Genomic DNA, 24144 nt, shown 5'->3' on the forward strand with positions numbered 1-24144 from the left:
CTCTAGCCGACCATACATTATTCACTATCTTTGTAGATGGCGAAAAGTGATTCATTTTCAACTAACTGATCGCGAGTCAGCACAAACACGCCGTCACCGCCATGTTCGAAGTTAACCCAGGTAAATGGCACCTCGGGGAACTGCTCCATAAGGTGAACCATAGAGTTACCCACCTCGACCACCAACAGGCCATCTTGAGTCAGGTAATCCGCGGCATTGGCAAGGATGCGCTTGGTGAGATCCAGACCATCGCGACCCGAGGCTAAGCCTAGCTCTGGCTCGTGGTGATATTCCTCTGGCATGTCACCGATATCTTCGGCGTCAACATAAGGCGGATTAGAGACGATCAGATCGTATTGCGGTCCCTTAGGGATGGCGGCAAACATGTCAGACTCGATAGGGAATACCCTGTCCATCACGCCTAATGATTCAATGTTGATCTGCGCCACTTCCAGCGCATCACTGCTAATGTCGATAGCATCAACCTCGGCATCTTCAAACTCATAGGCACAGGCGATAGCGATACAGGCGCTGCCGGTACAGAGATCCAGAATACGGTTGACCGGCTTGTTATAGAGCCAAGGGCTGAAACGGTTGGCGATCATCTCGGCGATCGGCGAGCGCGGCACCAACACCCTGTCGTCCACATAGAACTCTAGGCCAGCAAAGAAGGCGCGATTGGTCAAATAAGGCACAGGCAGACGCTCGCGTACCCGGCGAATGATGAGCTCGACAATCTTATGCTTTTCGCTGCTGGTGAGATTGCTATGGATCACCTGCTGACCAATCTCTTCTGGCAGATGCAGCGCATGGAATACGAGAGCGATGGCTTCATCCCATGCGTTATCGGTACCATGACCATAGTAGATATTGGCATCGTTAAAGCGGCTCACCGCCCAACGTAACATATCGCCGATTGTACGTAATTCCGTCACGGCTTCATCAACAAAAATCTTGTCCAAAACTGGCTCCCGCTAGATAGTTCCGCCTCATTGTAACTGAACTCTATTCATATGGCATCGGATTCAATAAAATAGCGCCATGAATAAAGAAAATGATGATGAATTGGCGCTTTTTTCGGCGTTAACCAAAGGGATAAAGCCGCTTAAACAGGATAAGCGTCATTTCGCCGCGCCGCAAAAACCGAAGCGAGAGCTGGAGATAGCCACCACCCAGCTGCACGCCGACAGCTATTTTTCCGATACCTACCAGCCCCTGCTGCCGCTAGAAGGCGCCATGCGCTGGTCACGGGATGATGTCGACAGCCACGAGCTCAAAAGGCTCAGACGCGGCGACTATCAGCCGGACCTACTGCTGGACCTACACGGCATGCGCCAAACCGAGGCCAAGCTCGAACTTGCGGCCCTGATCCAGGCCTGTGTTAAACAGCACAGCCACTGCTGCTGCGTCATGCATGGCCATGGCACCGGCATCTTAAAACAGAATCTTCCCATGTGGCTTGCCCAGCACCCTCAGGTAAAGGCCTTTCACAAGGCGCCTAAGGAATGGGGCGGCGATGCGGCCCTCTTGGTGTTGATTGACGTTGGCGAGTTACCGAGCTGGGATTAATCCTTTGTCTTTTGGGAATGTGACCGGCGGAAACGATTAAGCTCACTGGTTGATTGACGAGATGACTGAAGTGCCGCCTTCTTATTTCTGTAGAGATCAAAAAGGACGCCGAGGCGTCCTTTTGTTTATGTGGTCAACTGTTACGCAAATGCGTTAATGCACTTTTCTATGAGTTAGCTCACCGTATGAGGTGTGTGCTGCCAGCTGAGCGAACCACGCTCACCATGACGATCAATAAGGGTCACTCCTGAGGTCGCAAACAGCGGCGGCTCTATGCCTGGCACCAACTCGCTCACCATATAACCTAGCAGCGGCATGTGGGCAATCACTAACACACTGTCTGCCTTATACTGTTCTGCATAGGCCAGGGTCAGATCGGCCGCCAGGCCCGGCTCGGCCGATGGAGTCAGCTCGTCTAATACCAGCCACTTTCTCGGTTCGGGAAAGTGCTTACTCACTTCCTGCCATGTTTGCTGCGCACGCAGATAGGGACTCACCAACACGAGATCGAACTCGGTCACATCACGGGCCAACCAATTACTCATCAATTCAGTCTGATAACGGCCGATTTCTGTCAGTACTCGTTCTCGATCTGAGTGGGCGTGATAACCCGCCTCGCCATGTCGCATCAAATATAGCTTCATACTACTCTCGCTATGATTATTCTTGTTCTACTATGAATTGTAGCGTTAAAGTGCAGCGCAACAAACCTTAACCCTGTTATTAATTAGTCGAATAATGGATAAGATATTTGCCAAAGTCTTTTTTGAGGCTCAATATGTAGGCTTACCGCTTTAGTCGCCTAAACTCCGATGAATATCATACGTTTGTCCAGCATAAGGATGGAGCCAGCCATTGCAAACATCTATGCCGATCACTAAAAGCCCCAACGATCATCGCCAGTATCAGTATCTGCAGCTGGACAATGGGCTACGTGTATTGCTAGTGGAAGATCTCCAGGCGCAACAGGCTGCCGCATCGATGGCGGTCAACGTCGGCCATTTTGACGATCCCGCTTCGCGTCCTGGCATGGCGCATTTTCTCGAACATATGCTGTTTCTGGGCACGGAAAAATACCCCAAGTCTGGCGAGTACCATGCCTTCATCAATCAACACGGCGGCAGCAACAACGCCTGGACAGGCACGGAGCAGACCAACTTCTTCTTCTCCATCGACGCCGAGGTGTTCGAGGAGTCGTTGGATCGCTTTAGCCAGTTTTTTATCGCGCCCTGCTTCGATCTTGAGCTGGTCGATAGAGAGCGCCACGCCATCGAGTCCGAATTTAGCCTTAAGCTCAAAGATGATATCCGCCGCACCTATCAGGTACAGAAGGAAACGGTTAATCCGGCTCATCCCTTTTCAAAGTTTTCGGTTGGCAATCTCAAGACCTTAGACGGCGATGAGAAAACACTGAGGCAAGAGCTGCTGGATTTCTATCAGACCCATTACAGCGCCAACCTTATGACCCTGTGTCTGGTAGCACCCTTACCACTAGATGAACTCTTGGCATTGGCCGAGAGCTATTTTGTGCCGATTGAAAACCGCAAGCTGGCAAAGCAATACCCAAATGTGGCCATCTATGAAGCGGCTCAGCTTGGCCAACAGATCAACATAGTACCGCTGAAAGAGCAGCGCCGCGTGGCGATCACCTTTCCTCTACCCGCCATCGACCGCTTCTACAAGCGCAAGCCGCTGACCTTTATCAGTCATCTATTGGGCTATGAGGGCAAGGGCAGCCTGCTGAGTCACCTAAAGGATCAGGGACTGGCCATCAATCTCTCGGCCGGTGGCGGGGTCAACGGCTATAACTTTAAAGACTATAACATCAGTATTCAGCTGACCGAGAAAGGCCTGCTACAGCTCGATGATGTGATTCAGGCGAGCTTCGAATACCTGAAACTCATTAAGACCCAGGGCATGCAGGCCTGGCGCTATCAAGAGCGAGCCAACCTGCTCAAGCTTGCCTTCAAATATCAGGAACAGATAAAACCACTGGATCTGGCCAGTCATCTCAGCATCAACATGCACCATTACGAGGTATCTGATCTCATCTATGGTGACTATCGCATGGATGGTTTGGATGTAGCTCAGGTCACCGAATTGCTGGACCTGATGAGCCCGGATAATTTGCGTATTCAGCTGATCTCACCTGATTTAGACACAGAGAAACAGGCCTCCTGGTATCACTCACCCTATCAGATGAAGCCCATAGATGCACAGCGACTCAAGCATTGGCGCGAGCCTGAGATTCGAGAGGCACTTAAACTGCCGGAGCCTAACCCCTTTATTATCGAAGACTCGATCGCCAGAGACGTTAAGAGTGACCATCCGGTGCCTGTCGTCGTCTGTCAGGAAACCGGCTATCGTATTTGGCACAAGAAAGATGACGAATTTAACGTGCCTAAGGGGCATATGTACTTGTCCCTGGATTCACACCAGGCCGCCGCAACCCCAAAACACGCGGCGCTGACCCGCCTCTACGTGGAGATGTTGCTCGATTATCTGACCGAGTTTACGTATCCGGCCGAAGTCGCAGGGCTCAGCTACAACATCTACCCTCACCAGGGGGGGATCACTCTGCATCTGACCGGATTAACCGGTAAACAAGAGGCTCTGCTGTCACTGCTGATAAACAAAGCCAGAGAACGTAACTTTACCCAGGACAGGTTTAAGCAGATAAAGAAACAGATCCTACGCAACTGGTTTAACCAGAGCCGCGCAAAGCCCATCTCTCAGCTATTTACCAGCCTGACGGTGACGCTGCAGAAACGCAGTTTCGAGCCGCAACGTATGGCTGAGGAGCTAGAAGACATTACCCTGGACGACCTTCACAACCATGTTCGGGCCTTCTATGAGAAGATCCATCTCGAGGGTCTTGTCTATGGCGACTGGCTGACCGAAGAGGCTCAGGCCTTGGGTAAGCGACTCGACCATATTCTCTCTCTAGTATCTTCACCCAGCGGTGAGTCCGAACGAGAGCTGATAAAACTTGAAAATGTCGGCACCCTGATGCGTGAGGTCAGCGTTAATCATCAGGACAGTAGCATCATAGTCTACTATCAGTCGGCCCAGGCAACACCGCTGAAGATGGCGCTGTTTAGCCTGTTAAATCACACTATGTCTTCGACTTTCTTCCACGAGTTGAGAACCAAGCGTCAGTTAGGCTACATGGTGGGCACAGGTTATCTGCCACTCAATCGTTACCCAGGGATGATCTTCTATGTGCAGTCTCCCACCGCAGGTCCTTTAAAACTGCTGGAGGCCATTGACGAGTTTATTGCCGACTTTAACTACGCTGTCATGCAGATCACCAATGATCAATGGGAACTCACCAAGCAAGGACTCATCAACCAGATCATGGAACACGACCCCAACCTTAAGACCCGGGGACAGAGATATTGGTCGAGCATTGGAAACAAAGACTACGACTTTAATCAGCGAGAACTGGTCGCCGAGCAAATTGGTGAGCTCACCCGTTCGGATCTGATTAAGTTTATGATGCAGAAAATGCGTACCAAACACGGCGACCGCCTGATCCTCTTCACCACAGGGGAGCAACACAGAAATCAGGAACAGCTAACCTCAGACAATATGATCACAGATCTGAGAAGCTTTAAACAGCGAGCTGCTAAGTTTAGCTATTAGGCTAACGCCCTTCCCTAGAGTCTGGCAGCTTAGTGTTTAAGCATTTGCAGTTTGGGCTTTGAACCTAAATAGCCACAGTGTTAAGGCACTTTACTTGAGGTAGAGTTCTTCTAATAGTGTGCTAAAGAGCTTTTTCTTGCTGGATACTAGTTCACTCTGGGTGTTTAAGATTGAGTTGCTGGCCTCAGTACTTGATACATTCATCTTAAATCCTTTGGTTAGTTCTTGTGTTTTAAACCCCCTATCTGATCCACTACGAGACTACGGGAAGAATCGTTAACAGATCGAACCTATTTTTACGTCACAGCGCCGACCCAACATTACCCCAACGCCAGGACACTGATTGTTAGCGTCTTTTTTGCTCCAATTGCCAAAACACTCGATATAGTACGAACGCCTGATTGGCACGCACACAACAGACAAAGCCTAATCACTCAGAAGATTTAGCAGTACAAAGCCCTAAAAGACAATGAAAATGAAAGTAATTTGCAAACAAGAAAATTCAGTGTTCTTTTGACAAATCCCCCTATTTCTGAATAAAGTAGGTTAAATAACTGTTGCCTATGCATTATTGGCTAATAATCAAACTAATAATTATGCCTAAAATCCTCTCAAGATTGCTACTCTCACTGCTAATGGCCCTGACTGTCTCCAGCTATGTCTCCGCTAGTGAAATACCAAGCAACGCGCCGATCTTAAAGGTCGATCACTATAACGTTCCCGAAGGCTTATCGCAGAGTACTGTCACCTCCATCGTCGAAGATGAGCATGGTTATATATGGATTGGTACGTTAAATGGCCTTAATCGCTTTGATGGCACCCAATTTAAACAATATTTTGCCGAAGGGGTAGATGGGTCATTACCAAGTTCATTCATTAGAAGCCTGTATATAGACGATAGTAGTAGATTACTAGTTGGTACAGACAAAGGGTTAGTCATCTACAATGATGATTTAGACAATTTTGAAAGCTTTGAAAACCAACTAATAAAAGAGCAAGCAATCTGGTCTATTAGTGAAGATAAAAAATCAATTTTGATTGGAACAGAAAGTAACTTAATTGAAATAAACAAATCAGAAAACAAAGTTCAACTGCTAACAAATTATGATTTTGGCGGTATAAAAAAGACTATTTCACTCAACGACAAAATATACCTTAGAAATTATGATGGTGAAATCTATGAGTACACCAAAGGAAGGGTTAACTTAGTCACTAAAAATTCAATAGGGTTACTTTTATTTAAAAACAGTATTTTCACCCTACAAAAATACAACCTCGTCAATATATTAACAAAAGAAAAAGTACTATTCCCAAGCGAAATCACGAGCATTTCAGAAAACAACTCAACTCCGGTAATCTTAACAGATAATCTAATTACGACTATTGATAACAACCTAAAAGTAGAGGTAATAGGAACATTAAAAACTGACTCAGCGACAACTTACCCACCGCTAGTTTATTCAAGTAATAAAGGGATCTACATTGCAACAATAAACAACGGGATAACGATCATAAAACATGATAGAAACCTAATAAAGAACTACATATCAAACAAAAATGTATGGTCAATTGACAGCTATAATAAAGAGAAATTGATTGTCGCTTCAGACTCACCTTTAATAGAAGTATTTGATAAGAACTTAACATTAATTAATAGTTATGACTCGAAAATTGCAGGTCCAAAGTCTGCGATAATAAAGAACAATAAGATATACATTGCTTCCACCGAAGGGCTACAATCAATAGACATCTCAAGCAGAGAGCATAAAGTTCTGAGCAACAATAGATTTTTGATTGTTAGAAGTGATAAGGATAAGAATAGAATTATCACTGGCTCATTTGATGGTAAAGTATTTTTTTATAGCCTAGATGACGAAATTACAACGCCAGTCACTATTGATAGTGGCAATCCGATATATGATATAAAAATAAAAAAAGACACTACTTGGGTGGCAACTCAGAGCGGTTTATTTTCATTGAATTCTGGCGTGGTCTCTAAAGTCGTTGCCGCCGACCTAGTTAGTAGCATTTTTATAGATGAGAACACAGTATACTTTACAACTCGAAATTCACTTTCAAAATATGACACTTTAACAAATCTCGTAACAGAAATATTTAAAAGTAGCAAGCCTATTTATGCCATTGAAAAATCAGGTGACAACATAATAGCTTCTTCAAATGCTGAAATCTTTTTGATCACAAACGATCACGATATGTACTCATTCCCTTCATCTTATGGTAGCCAAGATGAATATAACTCTCAGGCCATCTCCAGCTTAGACGAAACAATTTACATAGGTGGTATAAATGGATTAAGCGTTTTAAATACAAGAAAAATTTCTAACTTCTTAACAGAAAGAATACCTCCAAAAGTAATTGTGGACACCTTGTTAGTTTTTAATGTACCAGAAAAAGTAAACGGTGGCATATTAAAGAAACAACTACCTAAGACCCAGAGGATAAGTCTAAAGTATTCTGATTATCCATTTACACTGAAATTTAGTACCCCAGGAAACATAGATAAAACATTAGAATATGCCTATCAGTTGGAGGGACTTTCAGATACATGGATAAACTCTAAAGGCATTAACTCCGCGACTTACACTAATTTATCACCAGGTGAATACTATTTTAAGGTACACACCATAGACCCCTTAACAAAAAAATTAGGTATTACACAAAGTCTTTCAATTGAAATCACCCCTCCTTGGTGGTTATCGATTCAAGCTAAAGTCGTCTACCTGCTTATTACCCTCTTGATCACGGGCGTCATAGTCAAGGCAGCGCTTAGAAGAAGAGAGGTACAGCGTCAGATCGCTAAGTCTGAAGAACGGTTGAAACTCTCCCTGTGGGGGAGTGGTGATGAGATGTGGGACTGGGATATTGAAACAGGTCAAATCTACCGCTCTAACATCTGGGGGTCCCTCGAGTTTCCACGGGATGGTCAGCGCTCCGGTGAGGAAGGTGAAGAGAGTAACATTCACCCTATGGATCAAGAACGTGTTAACACGGCGCTGAATAAACACTTCTACGGTGAAACCGATCACTTCGAGGCAGCCTATCGCGTTAAGGGCAAAGATGACCAGTGGATCTGGATCTTGGACAGGGCAAAGATCGTTGAACGCGATGAAGAAGATAAAGCCCTGCGTATGACAGGTACAATCAAAAACATCAGCAACTTTAAGCAAGCCGAGGAGCAGCTAAGACTGTTCGAACGCGCCATCGAGAACATCTCAGAAGGCATGTTCATCCTGGACAACAAATTTAAGTTTGTTGAAGTCAACGAAGCCTGCTGCGATCTGTGTGAGAAGAGTCGTAATGACTTTATTGGCGAGCTGTTTAAGTTTGACCTTTATCCCGAGAGCTACTCAGAGCAGATTCGCCATATTCTGCAGCAACAAGGTAGCTGGAGTAACGAAGTTGAGTCCGCCAAGGGCGACGGCAGCAGCTTCCTGATGGAGCTAACCGTCGATGCGATTTACGATGAACAAGGTGTCCTCTCCCACTATGTAGGGGTGTTCTCTGATATCTCCCGTCGTAAGCAACAGGAAGAAGAGTTACGCAAACTAACCAACAACGATCTACTCACCAGCCTGCCAAACCGCTCTAGCCTCATGGTCACCCTAGGTAACTTGGTGAAGAAAGATACCCATCACACCCTGATGGTTTTGGACTTAGATAACTTTAAGAAGATCAATGACTCACTTGGGCATCAGGTGGGTGATGAGCTATTAATCAAAGTAGCGAGACGCATCGAATCCACGGTGCCTTACCATACGAGTATCTATCGTCTGGGCGGCGATGAGTTCGCCATACTGGTCGATAACAATCCAGATATTGGCTCCAGTGCCGTCATCGCCAATCATGTAGTCGATGCCTTCTCAAGCCCATTCGAGCTCACCAAAGACAGAGTCGTTGTCGGGGTGAGTATAGGCATAGTGCTCTACCCAGAAGACGATCAGAATGAACAGGCGCTTCTGCGTAAGGCAGACATTGCCATGTATCACGCAAAATCTGCCGGTGGCAATCGTTATCAATTCTATTCGGAATCACTCAATCGCAATGCCATTCGCCAGCTGGAAGTGGAGAACCTTATCCGCGAAGGTTTAAGGGACGATCTCTTCGAAGTCTACTATCAACCTAAAATTGACCTCAGAACCAGTAAGATGGCCGGTATGGAGGCCCTGGTAAGATTAAATCATCCTGAACACGGTCTCATTCCGCCGGGCGACTTTATCCCACTGGCCGAAGAGAATGGACTCATCGTCGAAATTGGCGAGGTCGTTCTACGTAAAGCCTGCTTCGCGGCACAAAATTGGCGTCGTCAAAATTTGTTCAACGGTCGGGTCGCTGTCAATTTATCATCACAACAATTCGCTCTTCCGGACCTACAACAACGGATAGAGTCAATTTTACGTCTAACTCAACTGCCCGCAGCCAACCTTGAGCTTGAAATTACCGAAGGCACCGTCATAAAACAGCCAGAAAAAGCGATAAAGGTGATGATGCAACTCTCTAAGATGGGCGTCAGCCTTGCGTTAGACGACTTTGGCACCGGATATTCGTCACTGTCATATTTAAAGCGCTTCCCAATTGACACCCTAAAAATCGATAAGGCTTTTGTTGACGACATAGATAAATCTGACAGAGATCTAAAGATGGTCGACTCTATTATCACTATTGCCCATAACATGGGCCTATCTGTGGTCGGTGAAGGCGTCGAGGAAGCCTCTCAGCTTAGCATCTTGAAAGCATTGAAATGCGAAGAAATACAAGGATTTATTTACAGCAAGGCAGTAAATGAAACCAGCTTCACCGAGCTACTAAAACAGGAGAGTTTTACCTACACACCTGTCTCACAACACAAGAAAGCCTAGTCATAGAATGGGAAATCACACACTTAAAGAGGAATATGTTTAACTAAAATTAAGCTAAAAATAAAAATTGGCATAACACCTGCAATACATCTCTCAGACGTCAACAAATTGTTGGCACTATAACTTCAATAACCCTGAGAGATAAAGACAATGATTAACGGACTAGTTACTGCCATCGCTTTAGCAACAAGCTTAACAACTGCAAACATTAATACAGACGAAGTGTCGATTGTGTCAGATATTGCGGTGCAAAAGACCGAGCAATTAGCAGTAACTGGCTACCCACATGTTAAGTTTAAACCTGTAGAAGTCGCTGGCTATCCACACGTTAAGTTTAAGCCTTTAGAAGTCGCTGGCTACCCACACGTTAAGTTCAAGCCTGTAGAAGTCGCTGGCTACCCACACGTTAAGTTCAAGCCTGTAGAAGTCGCTGGCTACCCACACGTGAAGTTCAAGCCTCTAGAAGTCGCTGGCTACCCACACGTTAAGTTCAAGCCTCTAGAAGTCGCTGGCTACCCACACGTTAAGTTCAAGCCTCTAGAAGTTGCCGGCTACCCACACGTTAAATTCAAGCCTGTAGAAGTTGCTGGCTACCCACACGTTAAGTTCAAGCCAGTGGAAGTCGCTGGCTACCCACACGTTAAGTTCAAGCCTGTCGAAGTTGCCGGCTACCCACACGTTAAATTCAAGCCTGTAGAAGTCGCTGGCTACCCACACGTTAAATTCAAGCCTGTAGAAGTCGCTGGCTACCCACACGTCAAATTCATCAACTCAGCCGTTGCTTAAGTCTTAAGGAGAATGATTATGTTAGATTCATTGAAAAAAGCTCTAGGACTTACTCACAAACCAGAGCGCAAAAAAGTACAGCTTCCAGAAGGCCTGAATCACTTAGAGGTGATCCCAGCAAAAGGTTGGTGGAACTAATTGACTTCAAACGTCTTTCGAAAACCAGACACATAAAAAAGGAGCTCTAACAGGCTCCTTTTTTTATCTGACTTATCTATCTGATTTTTTTTATCGAATTCTTTATCTGAACTGGCTATTGTCCGAGATGTAGATAACTAGGTCAGCACCTAGACGACTCTATCCGAGCAGAGAAGATGGCATCTGCTAGCACTTCAAACTTGCTGATACGCCGCCCATATTCACCGCTGCTCAAAATCTTGATAGCGCGACGCCAAGATAGCGCTATCAGATAGCCTTATACCTAAATAGCTCTATACCTTAATAGACATGCTTTGCTTGCCCTGCGCCCGCTTCTGCGCGAATCGCTTGTGAGTGCTAAATAGCGGATAGGCGACCGGCCCTATGATGAGTCCTAGCATGGCCCAGCGTTTCACCCCTAGCCCGGCGCGAAATGCCATATTGCCCATCGCCACACTACTCACCATCAACACACCAAGAATGTAAATCACCACAGACACTACCTCACAACAACGGCGCCAATAAGGCTAAAAACAGCCAAAACGAGCCCAGCATGATAACCGAATTCACGCCTTTGATGAACAAAAAACAGGCACAAATAATCCTCAGGCAAAAAAAATGCGGCATTATGTTGCCGCATTGTTAAATGTGAATAGGGCTATTCGTAGAACTTACTGCCCGATTCGGCCATCTCGACTAGGCGATCACATGGCGCGAAACGATCCCCGAATTGATCTTGATAACGTTTCAAGGTCTCAACTAAGTGCTTGGCACCCAAGGAGTCCATGTAACGGAAAGGTCCACCCAAGAATGGCGGGAAGCCGATACCAAATATAGCGCCGATATCACCGTCTCGTGGCGAGGCAATAATCCCCTCCTCCAGACAACGAACCGCTTCATTAAGCATCTGCACCACACATCGCTCGGCCAACGCTATTGGCTCGCCGTCGGCGCCAGGTGTTAACCCAAGCACACCATAGACGCTCTCATCCACCAGCTTCTTCTTCGACTTAGCGCCATATTGATAGAAGCCCTTACCATTCTTACGGCCTTTACGGTCATCGGCCAAAAGCTTGTCAAAGGCGGCGGGTGCCTTAAAGCGCTCACCCAACTCCTTCTCCAGAATCGGCGAGATCTTGGCGCCCACATCTATGCCGACCTCATCGAGCAGCGTCATAGGACCAACGGGGAAACCAAACTTCACTAGCGCCTTATCTAGATGATCTACACTCTGACCTTCCAGCAGCAGATTCGCCGCCTCGTTCATGTAGAGCGCCAGAATACGGTTAACATAGAAACCGGCACCATCTTTCACCACGATAGGCGTCTTACCCTGCTTGCGAGCAAAGGCAACTGTAGTGGCGATAGTCTGTGGTGAGGTCTTGTCATGGGCGATCACCTCGACCAGTGGCATCTTCTCTACCGGTGAGAAGTAGTGCAGGCCAATCACATTCTCTGGACGCTCGGCGGCCTCGGCGATCTGCTTGATGGGTAAGGATGAGGTGTTAGAGGCAAAAATCGTATGCTCGCCACATTCACGCTCGACATCCTTCACCATCTGATGCTTGAGGTTTAAATCTTCAAACACAGCTTCCACCACCATGTCTGCATCCTTGATCCCTTTATACTCTGTGGTGGTGGTCATCAGCGCCATCAGATTGTCGCGCACCGCAGGCGTCATGTGACGACGTTTTACCCCTTTGGCCAGCAACTTATAGGCATAGGCCAGTGCATTGCTTAAACCTATCTCGCTGATATCTTTCACCCGCACAGGGATCTTCGCCTTGGTGGTGGTCACAGAGGCGATACCGCCACCCATCAGGCCACCGCCCAGTACCATCACCTTGTTGACGGCCTTTGGCGATACATCACCGGCACCAGACTCTTTCTTCATCTCAGTGGTTGCAAAGAAGATGCTGCGCAGGGCCTCTGACTCATTGGAGACCACGAGGTCGCCAAAGTGCTGCGCCTCAACCTCTAGGCCTTTCACTATGCCTTTGGTCACGCCCTGACGCACACAGTCGATGATCTTCTCCGGCGCAGGATAGTTACCCTGAGTCTTCTTATTGACCTGCTTAAGCGCCTGTTCGAAGATGATGTTGCGACCAACAGGCGTGCCCTCAAGCAGCTTCTCTACCGTCGACAGCTTTGGTTTCTTCGCCGGACGCGCTCCGGCCAGCGCCATCTCTATCGCCGTCTGCAAAAGAATCGATTCCGGCACCACATCGTCAACTAGCCCCATCTTCAACGCCTGCTTGGCGCGCAGCTGCTTACCGGTGAGCATCATATCCAGCGACTTGGCAATACCCACTAAACGTGGCAGACGCTGAGTCCCGCCGCCACCTGGCAGCAGGCCAAGTTGCACCTCGGGCAGCCCCAACATTGTCTTGTTGCTGTCGGTACAGACGCGCTGATGACAGGCCAGGGCCAGTTCTAATCCCCCACCGAGACAGGCGCCATTGATGGCGGCTACCACGGGAATCGAGAGCGACTCCAACGCAAAAAACACTTCGTGGCCCTGCTTAGACAGCTCCCTGGCATCTTCGGCGGTAGCGCAGGCATCCAGCATAGAGATATCGGCGCCCGCCACGAAGGAGTCCTTCTTACCCGAGATGATCACCACACCGCGAATCCCGGCATCGGCCTTTATCTCGGCCAACATCTCACAGATCTCGGGGCCAAACTCGGCTCTAAGGGTATTCATTGTCTCGCCAGGCACATCCATGGTGAGCACGGCAATGCCGTTGTCGAGACGATTTAATGTAAAACTCTTATCCATGAGATCACTCCACTTCTACTATCATAGCTGCACCTAAACCACCCGCTGCACAGGCCGTTGCCAGGCCGGTACCGCCGCCACGGCGTTTCAGCTCGCGACACACCTGAGTGATCAAACGCGTCCCGGTCGCCGCAAAGGGGTGACCATAGGCCAAGGAGCCGCCTAAGACGTTGAACTTAGTCATGTCGATCTCACCTATGGCGCGGTCGCGACCCAGTTTCTCCTTGGCAAACTTCTTCGAGGCAAACATCTGCATGTTGGCCAGGGTCTGCGCCGCAAAGGCTTCATGCATCTCGATAAGGGTAAGATCCTCAAGCTCCATGCCGGCACGCTTAAGCGCCAACGGCGTCGCATAGGAAGGGCCCATCAACATATCCTGCCACACGTCGATAGCGCTAAAGGCGTAACTCTTAATGTAACCAATCGGCTCATAACCCAGGGCCTTGGCACGGCTCTCGCTCATCAGGAGGACCGCCGAGGCGCCATCGGTCAGTGGCGTACTGTTGGCCGCCGTCACGGAGCCGTGTTTACGGTCGAAGGCTGGACGCAGCTTGGCGTAAGAGTCGAGCGAAGAGTTTTCGCGAATGTTGTTATCTCTGTCGATGAATGATTTGTATGGCGGCACGTGCGCCACCATCACCTCATCACGCAGGTGGCCCGAATCCCAGGTTTCTGTCGCCAGGGTATGTGAGCGATGCGCCAGGGCATCTTGATCGGCGCGGCTAATGTTATAGGTCTTGGCCATCTGCTCGGCGGTCTGTCCCATAGAAAGGCCAGTCGAGTATTCCGCAACCGCAGGGGGCACAGGGAGCAGATCTTTCAGTCCAAGACGGCGAATGATGGCCCATTTCTGACCAAAGCTGCGCGCCTTATTGAGATCCACCAGGGCGTGAGCCAGCTTCTTCGACACGCCGATTGGCAATACAGATGATGAATCGGCGCCGCCGGCAATCCCTATCTCTATATTACCCGTCATGATGGACTCGGCCACATTGACTGTCGACTGGAAACTAGTAGCGCAGGCACGTGTCACGCTATAGGCATCGGTGGACACATTCATGCCAGTACCCAGGACTATCTCGCGGGCGATGTTGGGCGCCGCTGGCATCTGTACTACCTGACCATAAACGAGCTGTTCAATCTCTTTCGGGTCGAGTTCCGAGCGAGACAGGAGTTCGTTCACCACCATCTTGCCCATATCCAATGCCGACACCCCATGAAACGCGGTAGCCTGCTTCGCAAAGGGGGTTCTAAGCCCCATCACTATCGCGATGCGATCGCCCTTTGCGTTCCTTACTTGCTGTAATTCACTCATCTTTTGCCCTCGTGACGCGTCTGATAGAAACGCTTCTACTAACGCCGTTATTATTCTTCCCTACCCCGTTGCCGGGTATCTCGCTACACTCTCGCAACAGGTCAGACCATCAAAGTGTGATCTGATTCTAACTTCTTATTTCAAGGTTTTAAACACCTGTTTGGTTTTTAAACGACAAATATCGAAAAAGATGTTGATTAACAATGTTTAATAAAAGCAAAATTAGCCATTAAAGCCAGTTTAAATCCCGGTTTAAGCATGCTAACTTATTTTGCTGATTGAAATTTGGCGCCGCCAAGCCCACAAGGTCATCCAACTCACCTAAGGCTGAGGTAAGGCGTTTATCACTGAATTTTTTACCAGATACGCTGTCTACAGCTCACACAATAGATAATACCGAGTAGCATCATGCCCTTAAGTCGATTTCATGCATTACGTGAATACCTGGATAAAGTGATCCTGGGTCAACCCACTCTTACCGAAAACTTATTGATCGCACTGATTGCCGATGGTCACTTACTGGTAGAGGGCCCACCTGGCCTAGCCAAGACGCGAGCGGTCAAGGCGCTGAGCGATGGTGTAGAGGGGGACTTTCACCGTATTCAGTTTACCCCGGACTTGCTCCCTGCGGATCTCACTGGCACCGACATCTATCGCGCCCAGACGGCCACCTTCGAGTTTGAGGCAGGCCCTATCTTTCACAACCTTATCCTGGCCGATGAGATCAACCGTGCGCCAGCTAAGGTACAGTCGGCGCTACTGGAAGCCATGGCCGAGGGCCAGGTTACCGTGGGTAAACAGAGCTACAAGCTGCCAAAGCTATTTCTGGTGATGGCAACACAAAACCCGCTGGAAAACGAAGGCACCTATCCCCTGCCCGAGGCGCAGCTTGACCGCTTCCTGATGCACCTGAATCTTGACTACCCCAGCGCCGCCACCGAATTTGAGATCATGCGCCTGTCCCGCAGCGAAGCCCTCACCCAGGAGCTGCCAAAGGTTGAGCCTATCGCCCAGGAAGAGGTATTCGCCGCCCGTAAGGCCGCGCTGGATATCTATCTCGCCGAGCCGCTGGAGCAGTATATTGTCAACATCGTGATGGCCACCCGCCAGCCACAGCAATACAGCGATCAACTGGCTAACTGGCTGGAGTATGGCGTCAGCCCGCGTGCGACCATCTCCATCGAGCGCTGCGCCCGCGCCCGCGCCTGGCTGATGGAACGCGACTTTGTCTCGCCGGAAGATATTCAGGCCGTGGTGCCCAACGTACTGCGTCACCGCCTGCTACTCAGCTATCAAGCCCAGGCCGAAGGCGTGAGCAGCGATCAGGTAATAAACCATATTCTGAGTCAGGTAGCGGTGCCTTAATGGGACAGAATGCTTTACCCCTATTTGCCGATGGCGTCTCCCTCAATCAGAAAGAGCTGTTAGCCTGCCAAAATCTTGCCCGGGCCCTGCCCGAGCGCAAGAGCAAGGCGCGCGCGGCACTAGCCGGCCACAGAGCCAGCAGCATCAAGGGACGGGGAATGGAGTTTGCCGAGGTTCGCCATTACCAAGCCGGCGATGATGTGCGCACCATAGACTGGCGAGTGACTGCCCGCACCGGCAAGGCCCATACCAAGCTTTTTGTCGAGGAGCGTGAGCGCCCGGTATTACTGCTATTGGATCTCAGCCACAGCCTCTATTTCGGCTCGAGTCTAATGCTACAATCGGTGCAGGCGGCGCATCTGGCAGCCACCCTGGGCTGGGCCGCCGTCGGTCACGGCGATCGCCTAGGCGCACTGATCGCCAGCGAGGCCGAGCATCTCGAGCTTAAACCCCGCAGCCGACAAACCGGCATGCTGGCACTCATCTCTGCCATAGAGCAGATCCACCAGCAGCAACTTCATCAGCTAAATCAGCCGGTGAAACAGCCCGAGCACATCTTCAAGGCCTGTCAGCGCCTGAGGCGAATCGCCAAGCCTGGCTCGCTAATCTGGATCATCAGCGATGGCAGCCATTTCGGCCCCCAGTGTCTGGGACCACTGAGCGAGCTTAAACGCCACTGCGATATCGGCGCCTTTCTGATCACTGACCCCCTCAGGCAAGGCACCCTTAAGCTGCCGCCCCAGTTTCAATTTCCGGTGAGGGATGGCGATAAGGAGCTGATGTTAGACAGACGCAGCTACGATGCCTGGCTGGCTCAGCAACAAACACAGCAACAGGGATTTATCACCATGATGAATCAGATCAACGCGCGGCCAAGACGCATCGACGCGGCCCAGCCGTTAGACCAACAAATTGGAGCCCTGAGGTAGATGCAAGCGGCAAGTCAACCTGCGCTCGCCAATCTGCAGGATATCATCACCCCGGCCCCAGTCGGAATCTGGCCCCTCGCCTATGGTTATTACCTGCTGGCGCTACTAGTGCTTATGCTGATAGCTGCCCTGTTCATCTATATTAAACGCAGAGGCAAGCTGCTGGCGGCCAAACGCGAGGCGCTTACTCTTCTCTCTAAGGTGACGTCAGAGGCCCCTCAACTACCGCTGGCGGTCAACAGCCTGCTAAAACGCAGCGCCATGAGTTATCTGCCCCGGGAGCAGGTCGCCTCACTACAGGGCGATGCCTGGTATGCCTGGCTAAGGGCCCAAGTGCCGAGCATGGATCCTATGCTGCCAAGCCTGTTGGAGAAGCGTTTCCAAGCTGGCAAGCTCTCACCAAGTGAGGCCACGCAACTCCTCGATGGCGCCAAAGCCTGGCTACAGCAGGCGCTGCCACTCAAGGCTGGCAAGGAGGCGTCATGTTCACACTAGCCTGGCCCTGGCTACTCATATTACTCCCGCTGCCGCTGATTTTTTCTCTCGGCAAAGCAAGCGGCAGCAAACAAGCCACGCAGACGGGCGGCGGTCATCTACAGATGCCCGGCGTCGCTGAAGCGCCAACGACAAGGTTCGATCACTCCCCTCGCCGCAGCCGCTGGCCCTATTGGCTCATCTGGACGGCGCTGGTATTTGCCGTTGCCCGCCCGCTATGGGTTGGCGATGCAATAGAGCTCCCAAGCAAGGGACGAGACCTCATGCTGGCGGTGGATCTGTCAGGCAGTATGCAGATAGAAGATATGGTGCTGAATGGTAAGGCGGTCGATCGTTTCGCCATGGTACAGCAGGTAATGAGTGAGTTTATTGAGCGCCGCAAGGGCGACAAGCTGGGGCTGATACTCTTTGCCGATCACGCCTATCTGCAGGCGCCGCTCACCCAGGACAGACGCTCGGTGGCCCAGTTTCTCACCGAGGCGCAAATCGGCCTAGTGGGCAAACAGACCGCCATCGGCGAAGCTATCGCGCTGGCGGTTAAACGCTTCGACAAGGCCAAGCAGAGCAACCGCGTGCTTATCCTGCTCACCGATGGCTCAAATAACTCGGGTAGCATCACGCCGGAGCAGGCCGCCGATATCGCCGCCAAGCGAGGCGTAACCATCTACACCATAGGGGTGGGCGCCGAGGTGATGGAGCGCCGCACCCTGTTTGGCAAGGAGCGCGTTAATCCGTCGATGGATCTGGACGAGGCGCAGCTCACCCTGCTGGCCCAAAAGACCAAGGGGCGTTACTTCAGGGCGCGTAATTCCGATGAACTGGAGCAGATCTATCAGGAGATAGACAAGCTAGAGCCCACCGACAGCGACCAACTCAGCTATCGACCACAGGCAGAGCTCTTCTACTATCCCTTGGCCATTGCCCTGCTTGTCAGTGTGCTCTTGATGTTAAGTGGCTTCGCTGCCGTGCAGGCCTTGGTTCAACGTTTACCACGGAGCGCCTCATGATCCATTTTCTCCGTCCCGAATGGCTGCTGGCCCTCATCCCCCTGGCGCTATTACTCTGGCTGCGAAAGCGCCAGCGACATCAGGCCTCGAGCTGGAATCGCTATATCGCGCCGCACCTGGCTAAGGTGTTAGTGAGCGGTCAGGCAAGCAACAAAAAACAACACCTGGGCCTCATCGCCTTTATCTGGCTCGTTAGCGTCCTGGCTCTCTCTGGCCCGGCACTGACCAAGCAGCAACTACCTGTATTTGAAGCCAACCTGGGCCGGGTGATAGTGATGGATATGTCGCTCTCCATGTACGCCACCGATCTGGCGCCCAACAGGCTGACTCAGGCCAAGTTCAAGGCAACGGATCTGATTAAAAGCCTCAAGGAGGGTGAGACGGGTCTTGTGGCCTACGCCGGCGACGCCTTTACCATCAGCCCGCTGACCCGGGACAAATCAACTCTACTAAACCTGCTGCCAACCCTGTCGCCGGAGATCATGCCTGTGCTGGGCTCCAACCTGCCAGCGGCGCTAGATCAGGCTAAGCAGCTGCTTGTCCAGGGCGGTCACCTCAAGGGCGAGATCATCTTGCTGGCCGATGGCGTGAATCCGGACCAAATCGGCGAAGCCAAATCGATACTGGACGATACTCAGTATCGTCTCTCCATCATCGCCATGGGGACAAACCAGGGCGCCGCCATCCGCTTGCCGGATGGACAACTGATGCGTGACCAAAGCGATCAGGTGGTGGTCAGTCAGACGGATCTCAGCCAGCTTAATAGTTTAATTGGCAACAGCGGCGGCAAGTTGTTTGCCTACCGCGCCGATGGCAAAGATCTTGAGTCACTGACCCAAAGCTTAAGCCAGGAGAGCGATGCCAAGACCTCAGATCGCCAAGGGGAAGCCTGGCAAGATCTCGGCCCCTATCTGGCCCTGCTCCTGCTGCTGCCGGCGCTGCTGAGTTTCAGACACGCCTTCGCCGCGCTTGCCTGTTTAGTTATTCTCGCCCCGAGCCCAGAAGCCCAGGCTGCCAGTTGGCAACATCCCTTCAGCACAGACGATCAGCGGGCGATGCAGGCCTATCAAGCGCAAGACTTTCAAGGCGCGGCAGAGCAATTTACCTCGCCCCAGTGGAAGGCCGCATCCCTGTACAAGAATGGTGATTATCAAGAGGCGCTCAAGCTTTTCGAGCAGGATGACTCGGCGAGTGGCCTGTTTAATCAGGGCAACAGCCTGATGCAGCTCAATGATCTCGACAAGGCCATCGAGCGTTATCAGCAGGCGCTTAAGAAAGACCCTCAGCTTACTCAGGCCGAGCAAAATCTTGAGTTGGCCGAGCAGCTAAAGCAGCAACAGCAAGCTAGCCAAGATCAAGGCCAATCTGATCAGAAAAAGTCCGAGCAGAATCAATCTGATCAAGACCAGTCGAATCAGGACTCAAATAAGCAAGATAAGTCCCAACAAGACGGCGCCGGGCAAAATCAAGGCCAGCAACAAGGCCAAGGCGATCAGCAATCGGGCCAGGGCTCGAGAGGCCAGCAGTCTCAAGGCCAGAATGGTCAACAAGAAGATGAGCAAGGCTCTAACCAGCAAGGCTCTGACAAGCAAGGCTCTGACAAGCAAAGCGCTAGCCAAGAAAGCCCTGAGCAAGAAACTCCCGAGCAACAAGCCTCTGCCGAGCAGGAAGCCAGCCAGGATGGTCAGTCGCAAAACCAGCAGACAGGCGCCGCTAATGACGCTCAGATGAGCGCCGATCCGGCCAAAGACGCCAAAAATCAAATGGACGCCAACGCAAATCAATCTGACGCTGGCCAGCAGATGGGACAAGGCCAACAGCCGCAAGACGAACAAGAGAGCACTCAAGCCCAGGCCGCGAATATGACCCAGGGCAAACCCGGCGAGGGCGATGAGCAAGGCGAGCCGGTAGCCGCCGCAACCAACGCCATTGCGCCAGAAGATCTGCCCCCCGAGATGCAGCGCGCCCTTACCGGGGTGATAGACGACCCTCAGGTCTTGCTGCGCAACAAGATGCAACTGGAATATCAAAAACGCCGCCGTCAGGGGGCGACCATAAAGGACAATCAACAGTGGTAATACGACGCTTTTTGACCTTAGCCTGTTTGGCACTCAGCCTGTCGGCGCCGGCCTATGCCTTAACCAAGGTAGAAACCTCGGTAGACAGAAACCCCGCCATCCAGGGGGAATATCTGGTGCTCAGCATCAAAGCCGATGACGATGTGGACAACGCCAGCTTAGATACCAGCGGCCTGTTAAAAGACTTTATCGTCGGTCGCACAAGTGTCAGTCGCAGCACCCAGATCATGAACTTCGACGCCAGCAAGGAGACCCGCTGGCAGATCCTGCTGGCACCCAAGCAAACTGGCACTGTGATCATCCCCGCCATGACCATAGACAACATCAGTTCAGAGCCCATAGAGCTCAAGGTGGCCGCCCCCGGCAGCCAACCCGAGCAGATGAAGAATCTGTTTATCCGCAGCAGCGTCTCGACCGAGACAGCCTATGTGGGCCAGCTGATCACCTATAAGGTCAAGCTTTACCTGGGCGTCGAGCTGCAACGGGGCGTACTCAGCGCGCCCAATGTCGAAGGGGCACAGCTTAAGCAACTGGGGGACGATGTCGATGGCACAGAGATCATCGACGGTCGCCGCTACCGGGTGATCGAGCGCACCTATAGCCTGATCGCCGACGAGCCCGGTACGCTGTCGCTCTCCGGCGCCAGCTTCTCCGGCGATGTGTTAGTCGAATCCTCCCGCCGCGGCGGCATGTTCTCCTTTAACGAGAGCCGTCCCATGCAGGCCAAGGCCGCCCCGAGTGAGATAGAGGTGTTGCCTATCCCCGCAGGTTATCAGGGCGACTGGCTGGTGAGCGATCTCGTGGTCTTAAAAGAGGACTGGAAAAAAGATGCCCAGTATCAAGTAGGCGTGCCCATTACCCGCAACATCAGCCTGCTGGCCTCCAATGCCGACGACACCAGCCTGCCCGGCATCAGCCTGAGTCTACCTGACACCTTTAAGGTCTATCCGGAGAAACCCCAGCGCAAGACCTATGTGCGCGATAAGCAGGTGGTCGCCCAGCTCAACCAGACCACGGCCATAGTACCGACTCAGCCCGGCAGCTATACCCTGCCCGCGATCCGTATTCCCTGGTGGAACAGCCGCACCCAGAAGCAGGAGTTCGCTACCCTGCCCGCGCGTAACATCAGCATCGCGCCGGCTAGCGCCAGCCAGGAAAGCCCGCAGATTGCCGCGGTGAGCCCTCAAGGTAATTCCAACGGTCTCTGGCCGGCCATCAGCGCCCTGTTTGCCCTGCTCTGGTTGGCGACTAGCCTGCTCTGGTACCGTCACTACCAAGCTTATCGTTATCGCGCCGCGCCAAGCGGTGCAGACGAAGGTGCTACGAGTAACGCCCCCAAAGCCACGGATGCGTTACGTCAATTTGAGACCGCCTGCCGAAATGGCAAGACGGGTGACGCCCTGGTCACCCTGCAGCGCCACATGAGCCAGCAGGCTGGCATGCCAATGACTCTGACCGATATCGCCGCCCTAAGCTACGATCTCGACCAGGCGATTCAAGCCATTCAGCGTCAGGGATACAGCCAAGATGGCCAGGGGCTAGAGGTTGAAAAAGTGATCACTGCGGTGAAAAATGCCCCAAAAGCTGCGCCCCACAGCACACAATCTGCTTTAAGGCCCTTAAATCCGCTCTAACAACTTGCCTCAGGCGCGCCAATGGCGTTAACGTAGTCGAAACAATTGACGCGCCTCCCCTCCTTTCTATGCTGCGAGTAAAAAATGTTTAGCGTGATACGAAATAAAAAACCGAAAAAGTCGGTCAATAGAGACATGCTGAATAAACAACGACGATACGATAGCCTTGTCAGGGCACTTCATGGCGACCTGTTCCGCTACGCCTTCTGGCTGTGCGGGGATAAACATATCGCCGAAGATATCACCCAAGAAACCTTCTTACGCGCCTGGCGCTCCTTGGAATCACTCAAAGATGACAAGGCCGCCAAGGCTTGGCTGATCACCATATTACGGCGTGAAAACGCCCGCCGCTTCGAGCGTAAGCAGTTTGACTACTCGGATGTAGAGCAGGCCGATATCGCCGACCATATCTCTTCCTCTAGCGAAGAGAGCATGGAGCAGCATATGCTCAGGCGCCAGATAGCCAAGCTCGAGGCCGAATACCGCGAGCCCTTGATCCTGCAGGTGATCGGCGGCTTCAGCGGCGAAGAAATTGCCGATATCTTAGATCTGAATCGTAATACCGTAATGACTCGCTTATTTCGCGCCAGAAATCAGCTAAAAGAGATACTCGATGACACGCAAACCAGGGGGCGCTCTAATGGATGAGCTCAAATTCCGCCGCGAGGCCTATGAAAATCCAAACCGTCAAGACGACGAGTTTCTTGCGTCGATGCACGAGTCGAGTGAGCGCACTGCCTTTGTCAACGATCTCAAGCTATTAGACAAGAAACTCGAGGCCGCCCTCAAGATAGAGGTGCCTGAGGATCTCGAGGCTAAACTGCTGCTCAACCAACAGCTACATCAGCATCAGGTAGATCGCCGCAAGACAGGCTTTACCCTGGCCCTGGTGGCCTCTATCGCCTTCATCGCCGGCATCAGTTTCACCCTACTGCGTCTCGCCCCGGTGGATCTGGGACAGCACGCCCTGGCTCATGTCTATCATGAAGAGATGGCGATGAAGAGTGAAGAGAACATCAGCGTCGATGAGGTCAATACTCAGCTGGCCTCGCTGACCAGCCTGAAGCATGCCCACTTTACCGAGCAGCCCGGTCGCGTGCTCTACAGCACCTACTGTGACTTCCAGGGGGTGAAGAGCATCCATCTGGTGATGCAGGGCAAGCAAGGCAAGGTCACCCTGTTTATCGTGCCGCTGGAAGATCGCATGGTGCTCGAGGAGGCCTTTGCCGACAACCGCTATCAGGGGATGGGCTTCAAATCTGACAACGCCTACGTCCTGCTGGTCGGCGAGCATGCCACAGATCTGGACTTTGTCAGAGACGAAGTGAAAGAGTCTTTCATCTAGGGCTCCTACCGTTAGACCAGAGTCCAAGGCACATTCCAATTAGTCAGGTAAGCTAATACAGGGAGTCGACCACAGGTTGGCTCCCTTGCACTTGCACTTGCACTTGCACTTGCACTTGCGACTGTGTTTTAAACCCTCGGCCACTAACATATACGAGCCGCAATCCGCCAATATGACCAACA

17 protein-coding genes are annotated in these 24144 nt (G+C 51.2%); 12 read left to right on the plus strand and 5 right to left on the minus strand.

Annotated features, from left to right (window positions below; genetic code table 11):
- Nucleotides 1-17 precede the first annotated feature (17 nt).
- On the minus strand, nt 18-962 hold the full coding sequence (gene prmB, locus SHEW_RS12515) for a 50S ribosomal protein L3 N(5)-glutamine methyltransferase (RefSeq protein WP_011866214.1): 945 nt from the start codon (nt 960-962) through the stop codon (nt 18-20).
- 79 nt (nt 963-1041) lie between these two features.
- Here prmB and smrB point away from each other — a divergent pair, with 79 nt between their 5' ends.
- The gene (gene smrB / locus SHEW_RS12520; RefSeq protein WP_011866215.1) at nt 1042-1569 is read left to right on the plus strand and encodes an endonuclease SmrB; all 528 of its coding nucleotides are present in this window, start codon (nt 1042-1044) and stop codon (nt 1567-1569) included.
- A 173-nt stretch (nt 1570-1742) separates the two neighbouring features.
- Here smrB and sixA read toward each other — a convergent pair whose 3' ends face one another.
- On the minus strand, nt 1743-2213 hold the full coding sequence (gene sixA / locus SHEW_RS12525; protein WP_011866216.1) for a phosphohistidine phosphatase SixA: 471 nt from the start codon (nt 2211-2213) through the stop codon (nt 1743-1745).
- 211 nt (nt 2214-2424) lie between these two features.
- On the opposite strand from sixA, the gene SHEW_RS12530 reads away from it, so the two are divergent.
- The 3 genes from SHEW_RS12530 (at nt 2425) to SHEW_RS12540 (ending at nt 10877) form a co-directional block, all read left to right on the plus strand.
- On the plus strand, nt 2425-5214 hold the full coding sequence (locus SHEW_RS12530) for an insulinase family protein (protein ID WP_041406656.1): 2790 nt from the start codon (nt 2425-2427) through the stop codon (nt 5212-5214).
- Between the two features lie 596 nt (nt 5215-5810).
- Nucleotides 5811-10091, plus strand: a complete 4281-nt coding sequence (locus SHEW_RS12535) for an EAL domain-containing protein (RefSeq protein ID WP_150099964.1) — start codon at nt 5811-5813, stop codon at nt 10089-10091.
- 150 nt (nt 10092-10241) lie between these two features.
- A complete protein-coding gene (locus SHEW_RS12540) occupies nt 10242-10877 on the plus strand; it encodes a hypothetical protein (RefSeq protein WP_011866219.1) in 636 nt (211 codons plus the stop codon).
- A 431-nt stretch (nt 10878-11308) separates the two neighbouring features.
- On the opposite strand, the gene SHEW_RS12545 is transcribed toward SHEW_RS12540, so the two are convergent.
- From SHEW_RS12545 to fadI, 3 genes are all read right to left on the minus strand, one after another.
- On the minus strand, nt 11309-11509 hold the full coding sequence (locus SHEW_RS12545; protein ID WP_041406657.1) for a hypothetical protein: 201 nt from the start codon (nt 11507-11509) through the stop codon (nt 11309-11311).
- 164 nt (nt 11510-11673) lie between these two features.
- On the minus strand, nt 11674-13794 hold the full coding sequence (gene fadJ, locus SHEW_RS12550) for a fatty acid oxidation complex subunit alpha FadJ (RefSeq protein ID WP_011866222.1): 2121 nt from the start codon (nt 13792-13794) through the stop codon (nt 11674-11676).
- Nucleotides 13795-13798: 4 nt separating this feature from the next.
- Nucleotides 13799-15109: an acetyl-CoA C-acyltransferase FadI gene (gene fadI / locus SHEW_RS12555; RefSeq protein ID WP_011866223.1), complete on the minus strand. Its 1311-nt coding sequence runs from the start codon at nt 15107-15109 to the stop codon at nt 13799-13801.
- Between the two features lie 408 nt (nt 15110-15517).
- Here fadI and SHEW_RS12560 point away from each other — a divergent pair, with 408 nt between their 5' ends.
- From SHEW_RS12560 to SHEW_RS12595, 8 genes are all read left to right on the plus strand, one after another.
- Nucleotides 15518-16474: an AAA family ATPase gene (locus SHEW_RS12560; RefSeq protein WP_011866224.1), complete on the plus strand. Its 957-nt coding sequence runs from the start codon at nt 15518-15520 to the stop codon at nt 16472-16474.
- Complete coding sequence (locus SHEW_RS12565) at nt 16474-17403, plus strand: DUF58 domain-containing protein (RefSeq protein ID WP_011866225.1); 930 nt, start codon at nt 16474-16476, stop codon at nt 17401-17403. The genes SHEW_RS12560 and SHEW_RS12565 overlap by 1 nt, the downstream gene beginning before the upstream one ends.
- Complete coding sequence (locus SHEW_RS12570; RefSeq protein WP_011866226.1) at nt 17404-17898, plus strand: DUF4381 domain-containing protein; 495 nt, start codon at nt 17404-17406, stop codon at nt 17896-17898.
- Nucleotides 17886-18905, plus strand: a complete 1020-nt coding sequence (locus SHEW_RS12575) for a vWA domain-containing protein (protein WP_011866227.1) — start codon at nt 17886-17888, stop codon at nt 18903-18905. Before SHEW_RS12570 ends, SHEW_RS12575 begins: the two co-directional genes overlap by 13 nt.
- The gene (locus tag SHEW_RS12580) at nt 18902-20983 is read left to right on the plus strand and encodes a VWA domain-containing protein (RefSeq protein WP_011866228.1); all 2082 of its coding nucleotides are present in this window, start codon (nt 18902-18904) and stop codon (nt 20981-20983) included. The genes SHEW_RS12575 and SHEW_RS12580 overlap by 4 nt, the downstream gene beginning before the upstream one ends.
- Nucleotides 20977-22617, plus strand: coding sequence for a BatD family protein (locus SHEW_RS12585; protein ID WP_011866229.1), 1641 nt, complete (start codon nt 20977-20979; stop codon nt 22615-22617). Before SHEW_RS12580 ends, SHEW_RS12585 begins: the two co-directional genes overlap by 7 nt.
- Before the next feature lie 84 nt (nt 22618-22701).
- Nucleotides 22702-23265 carry a sigma-70 family RNA polymerase sigma factor gene (locus SHEW_RS12590; protein WP_011866230.1) on the plus strand — a complete coding sequence of 188 codons (564 nt, stop codon included), beginning with the start codon at nt 22702-22704 and terminating at the stop codon, nt 23263-23265.
- Nucleotides 23258-23962, plus strand: coding sequence for a DUF3379 domain-containing protein (locus tag SHEW_RS12595; RefSeq protein WP_011866231.1), 705 nt, complete (start codon nt 23258-23260; stop codon nt 23960-23962). Before SHEW_RS12590 ends, SHEW_RS12595 begins: the two co-directional genes overlap by 8 nt.
- The last annotated feature ends 182 nt before the right edge of the window (nt 23963-24144 follow it).

The organism is Shewanella loihica PV-4, assembly GCF_000016065.1.
GTDB lineage: Bacteria > Pseudomonadota > Gammaproteobacteria > Enterobacterales > Shewanellaceae > Shewanella > Shewanella loihica.

Coding starts and splice junctions, on each gene's coding strand:
- smrB (WP_011866215.1), top strand. CDS start 1,042: ATGAATAAAGAAAATGATGATGAATTGGCGCTTTTTTCGGCGTTAACC.
- sixA (WP_011866216.1), bottom strand. CDS start 2,213: ATGAAGCTATATTTGATGCGACATGGCGAGGCGGGTTATCACGCCCAC.
- SHEW_RS12535 (WP_150099964.1), top strand. CDS start 5,811: ATGCCTAAAATCCTCTCAAGATTGCTACTCTCACTGCTAATGGCCCTG.
- SHEW_RS12540 (WP_011866219.1), top strand. CDS start 10,242: ATGATTAACGGACTAGTTACTGCCATCGCTTTAGCAACAAGCTTAACA.
- fadJ (WP_011866222.1), bottom strand. CDS start 13,794: ATGGATAAGAGTTTTACATTAAATCGTCTCGACAACGGCATTGCCGTG.
- fadI (WP_011866223.1), bottom strand. CDS start 15,109: ATGAGTGAATTACAGCAAGTAAGGAACGCAAAGGGCGATCGCATCGCG.
- SHEW_RS12560 (WP_011866224.1), top strand. CDS start 15,518: ATGCCCTTAAGTCGATTTCATGCATTACGTGAATACCTGGATAAAGTG.
- SHEW_RS12565 (WP_011866225.1), top strand. CDS start 16,474: ATGGGACAGAATGCTTTACCCCTATTTGCCGATGGCGTCTCCCTCAAT.
- SHEW_RS12570 (WP_011866226.1), top strand. CDS start 17,404: ATGCAAGCGGCAAGTCAACCTGCGCTCGCCAATCTGCAGGATATCATC.
- SHEW_RS12575 (WP_011866227.1), top strand. CDS start 17,886: ATGTTCACACTAGCCTGGCCCTGGCTACTCATATTACTCCCGCTGCCG.
- SHEW_RS12580 (WP_011866228.1), top strand. CDS start 18,902: ATGATCCATTTTCTCCGTCCCGAATGGCTGCTGGCCCTCATCCCCCTG.
- SHEW_RS12590 (WP_011866230.1), top strand. CDS start 22,702: ATGTTTAGCGTGATACGAAATAAAAAACCGAAAAAGTCGGTCAATAGA.
- SHEW_RS12595 (WP_011866231.1), top strand. CDS start 23,258: ATGGATGAGCTCAAATTCCGCCGCGAGGCCTATGAAAATCCAAACCGT.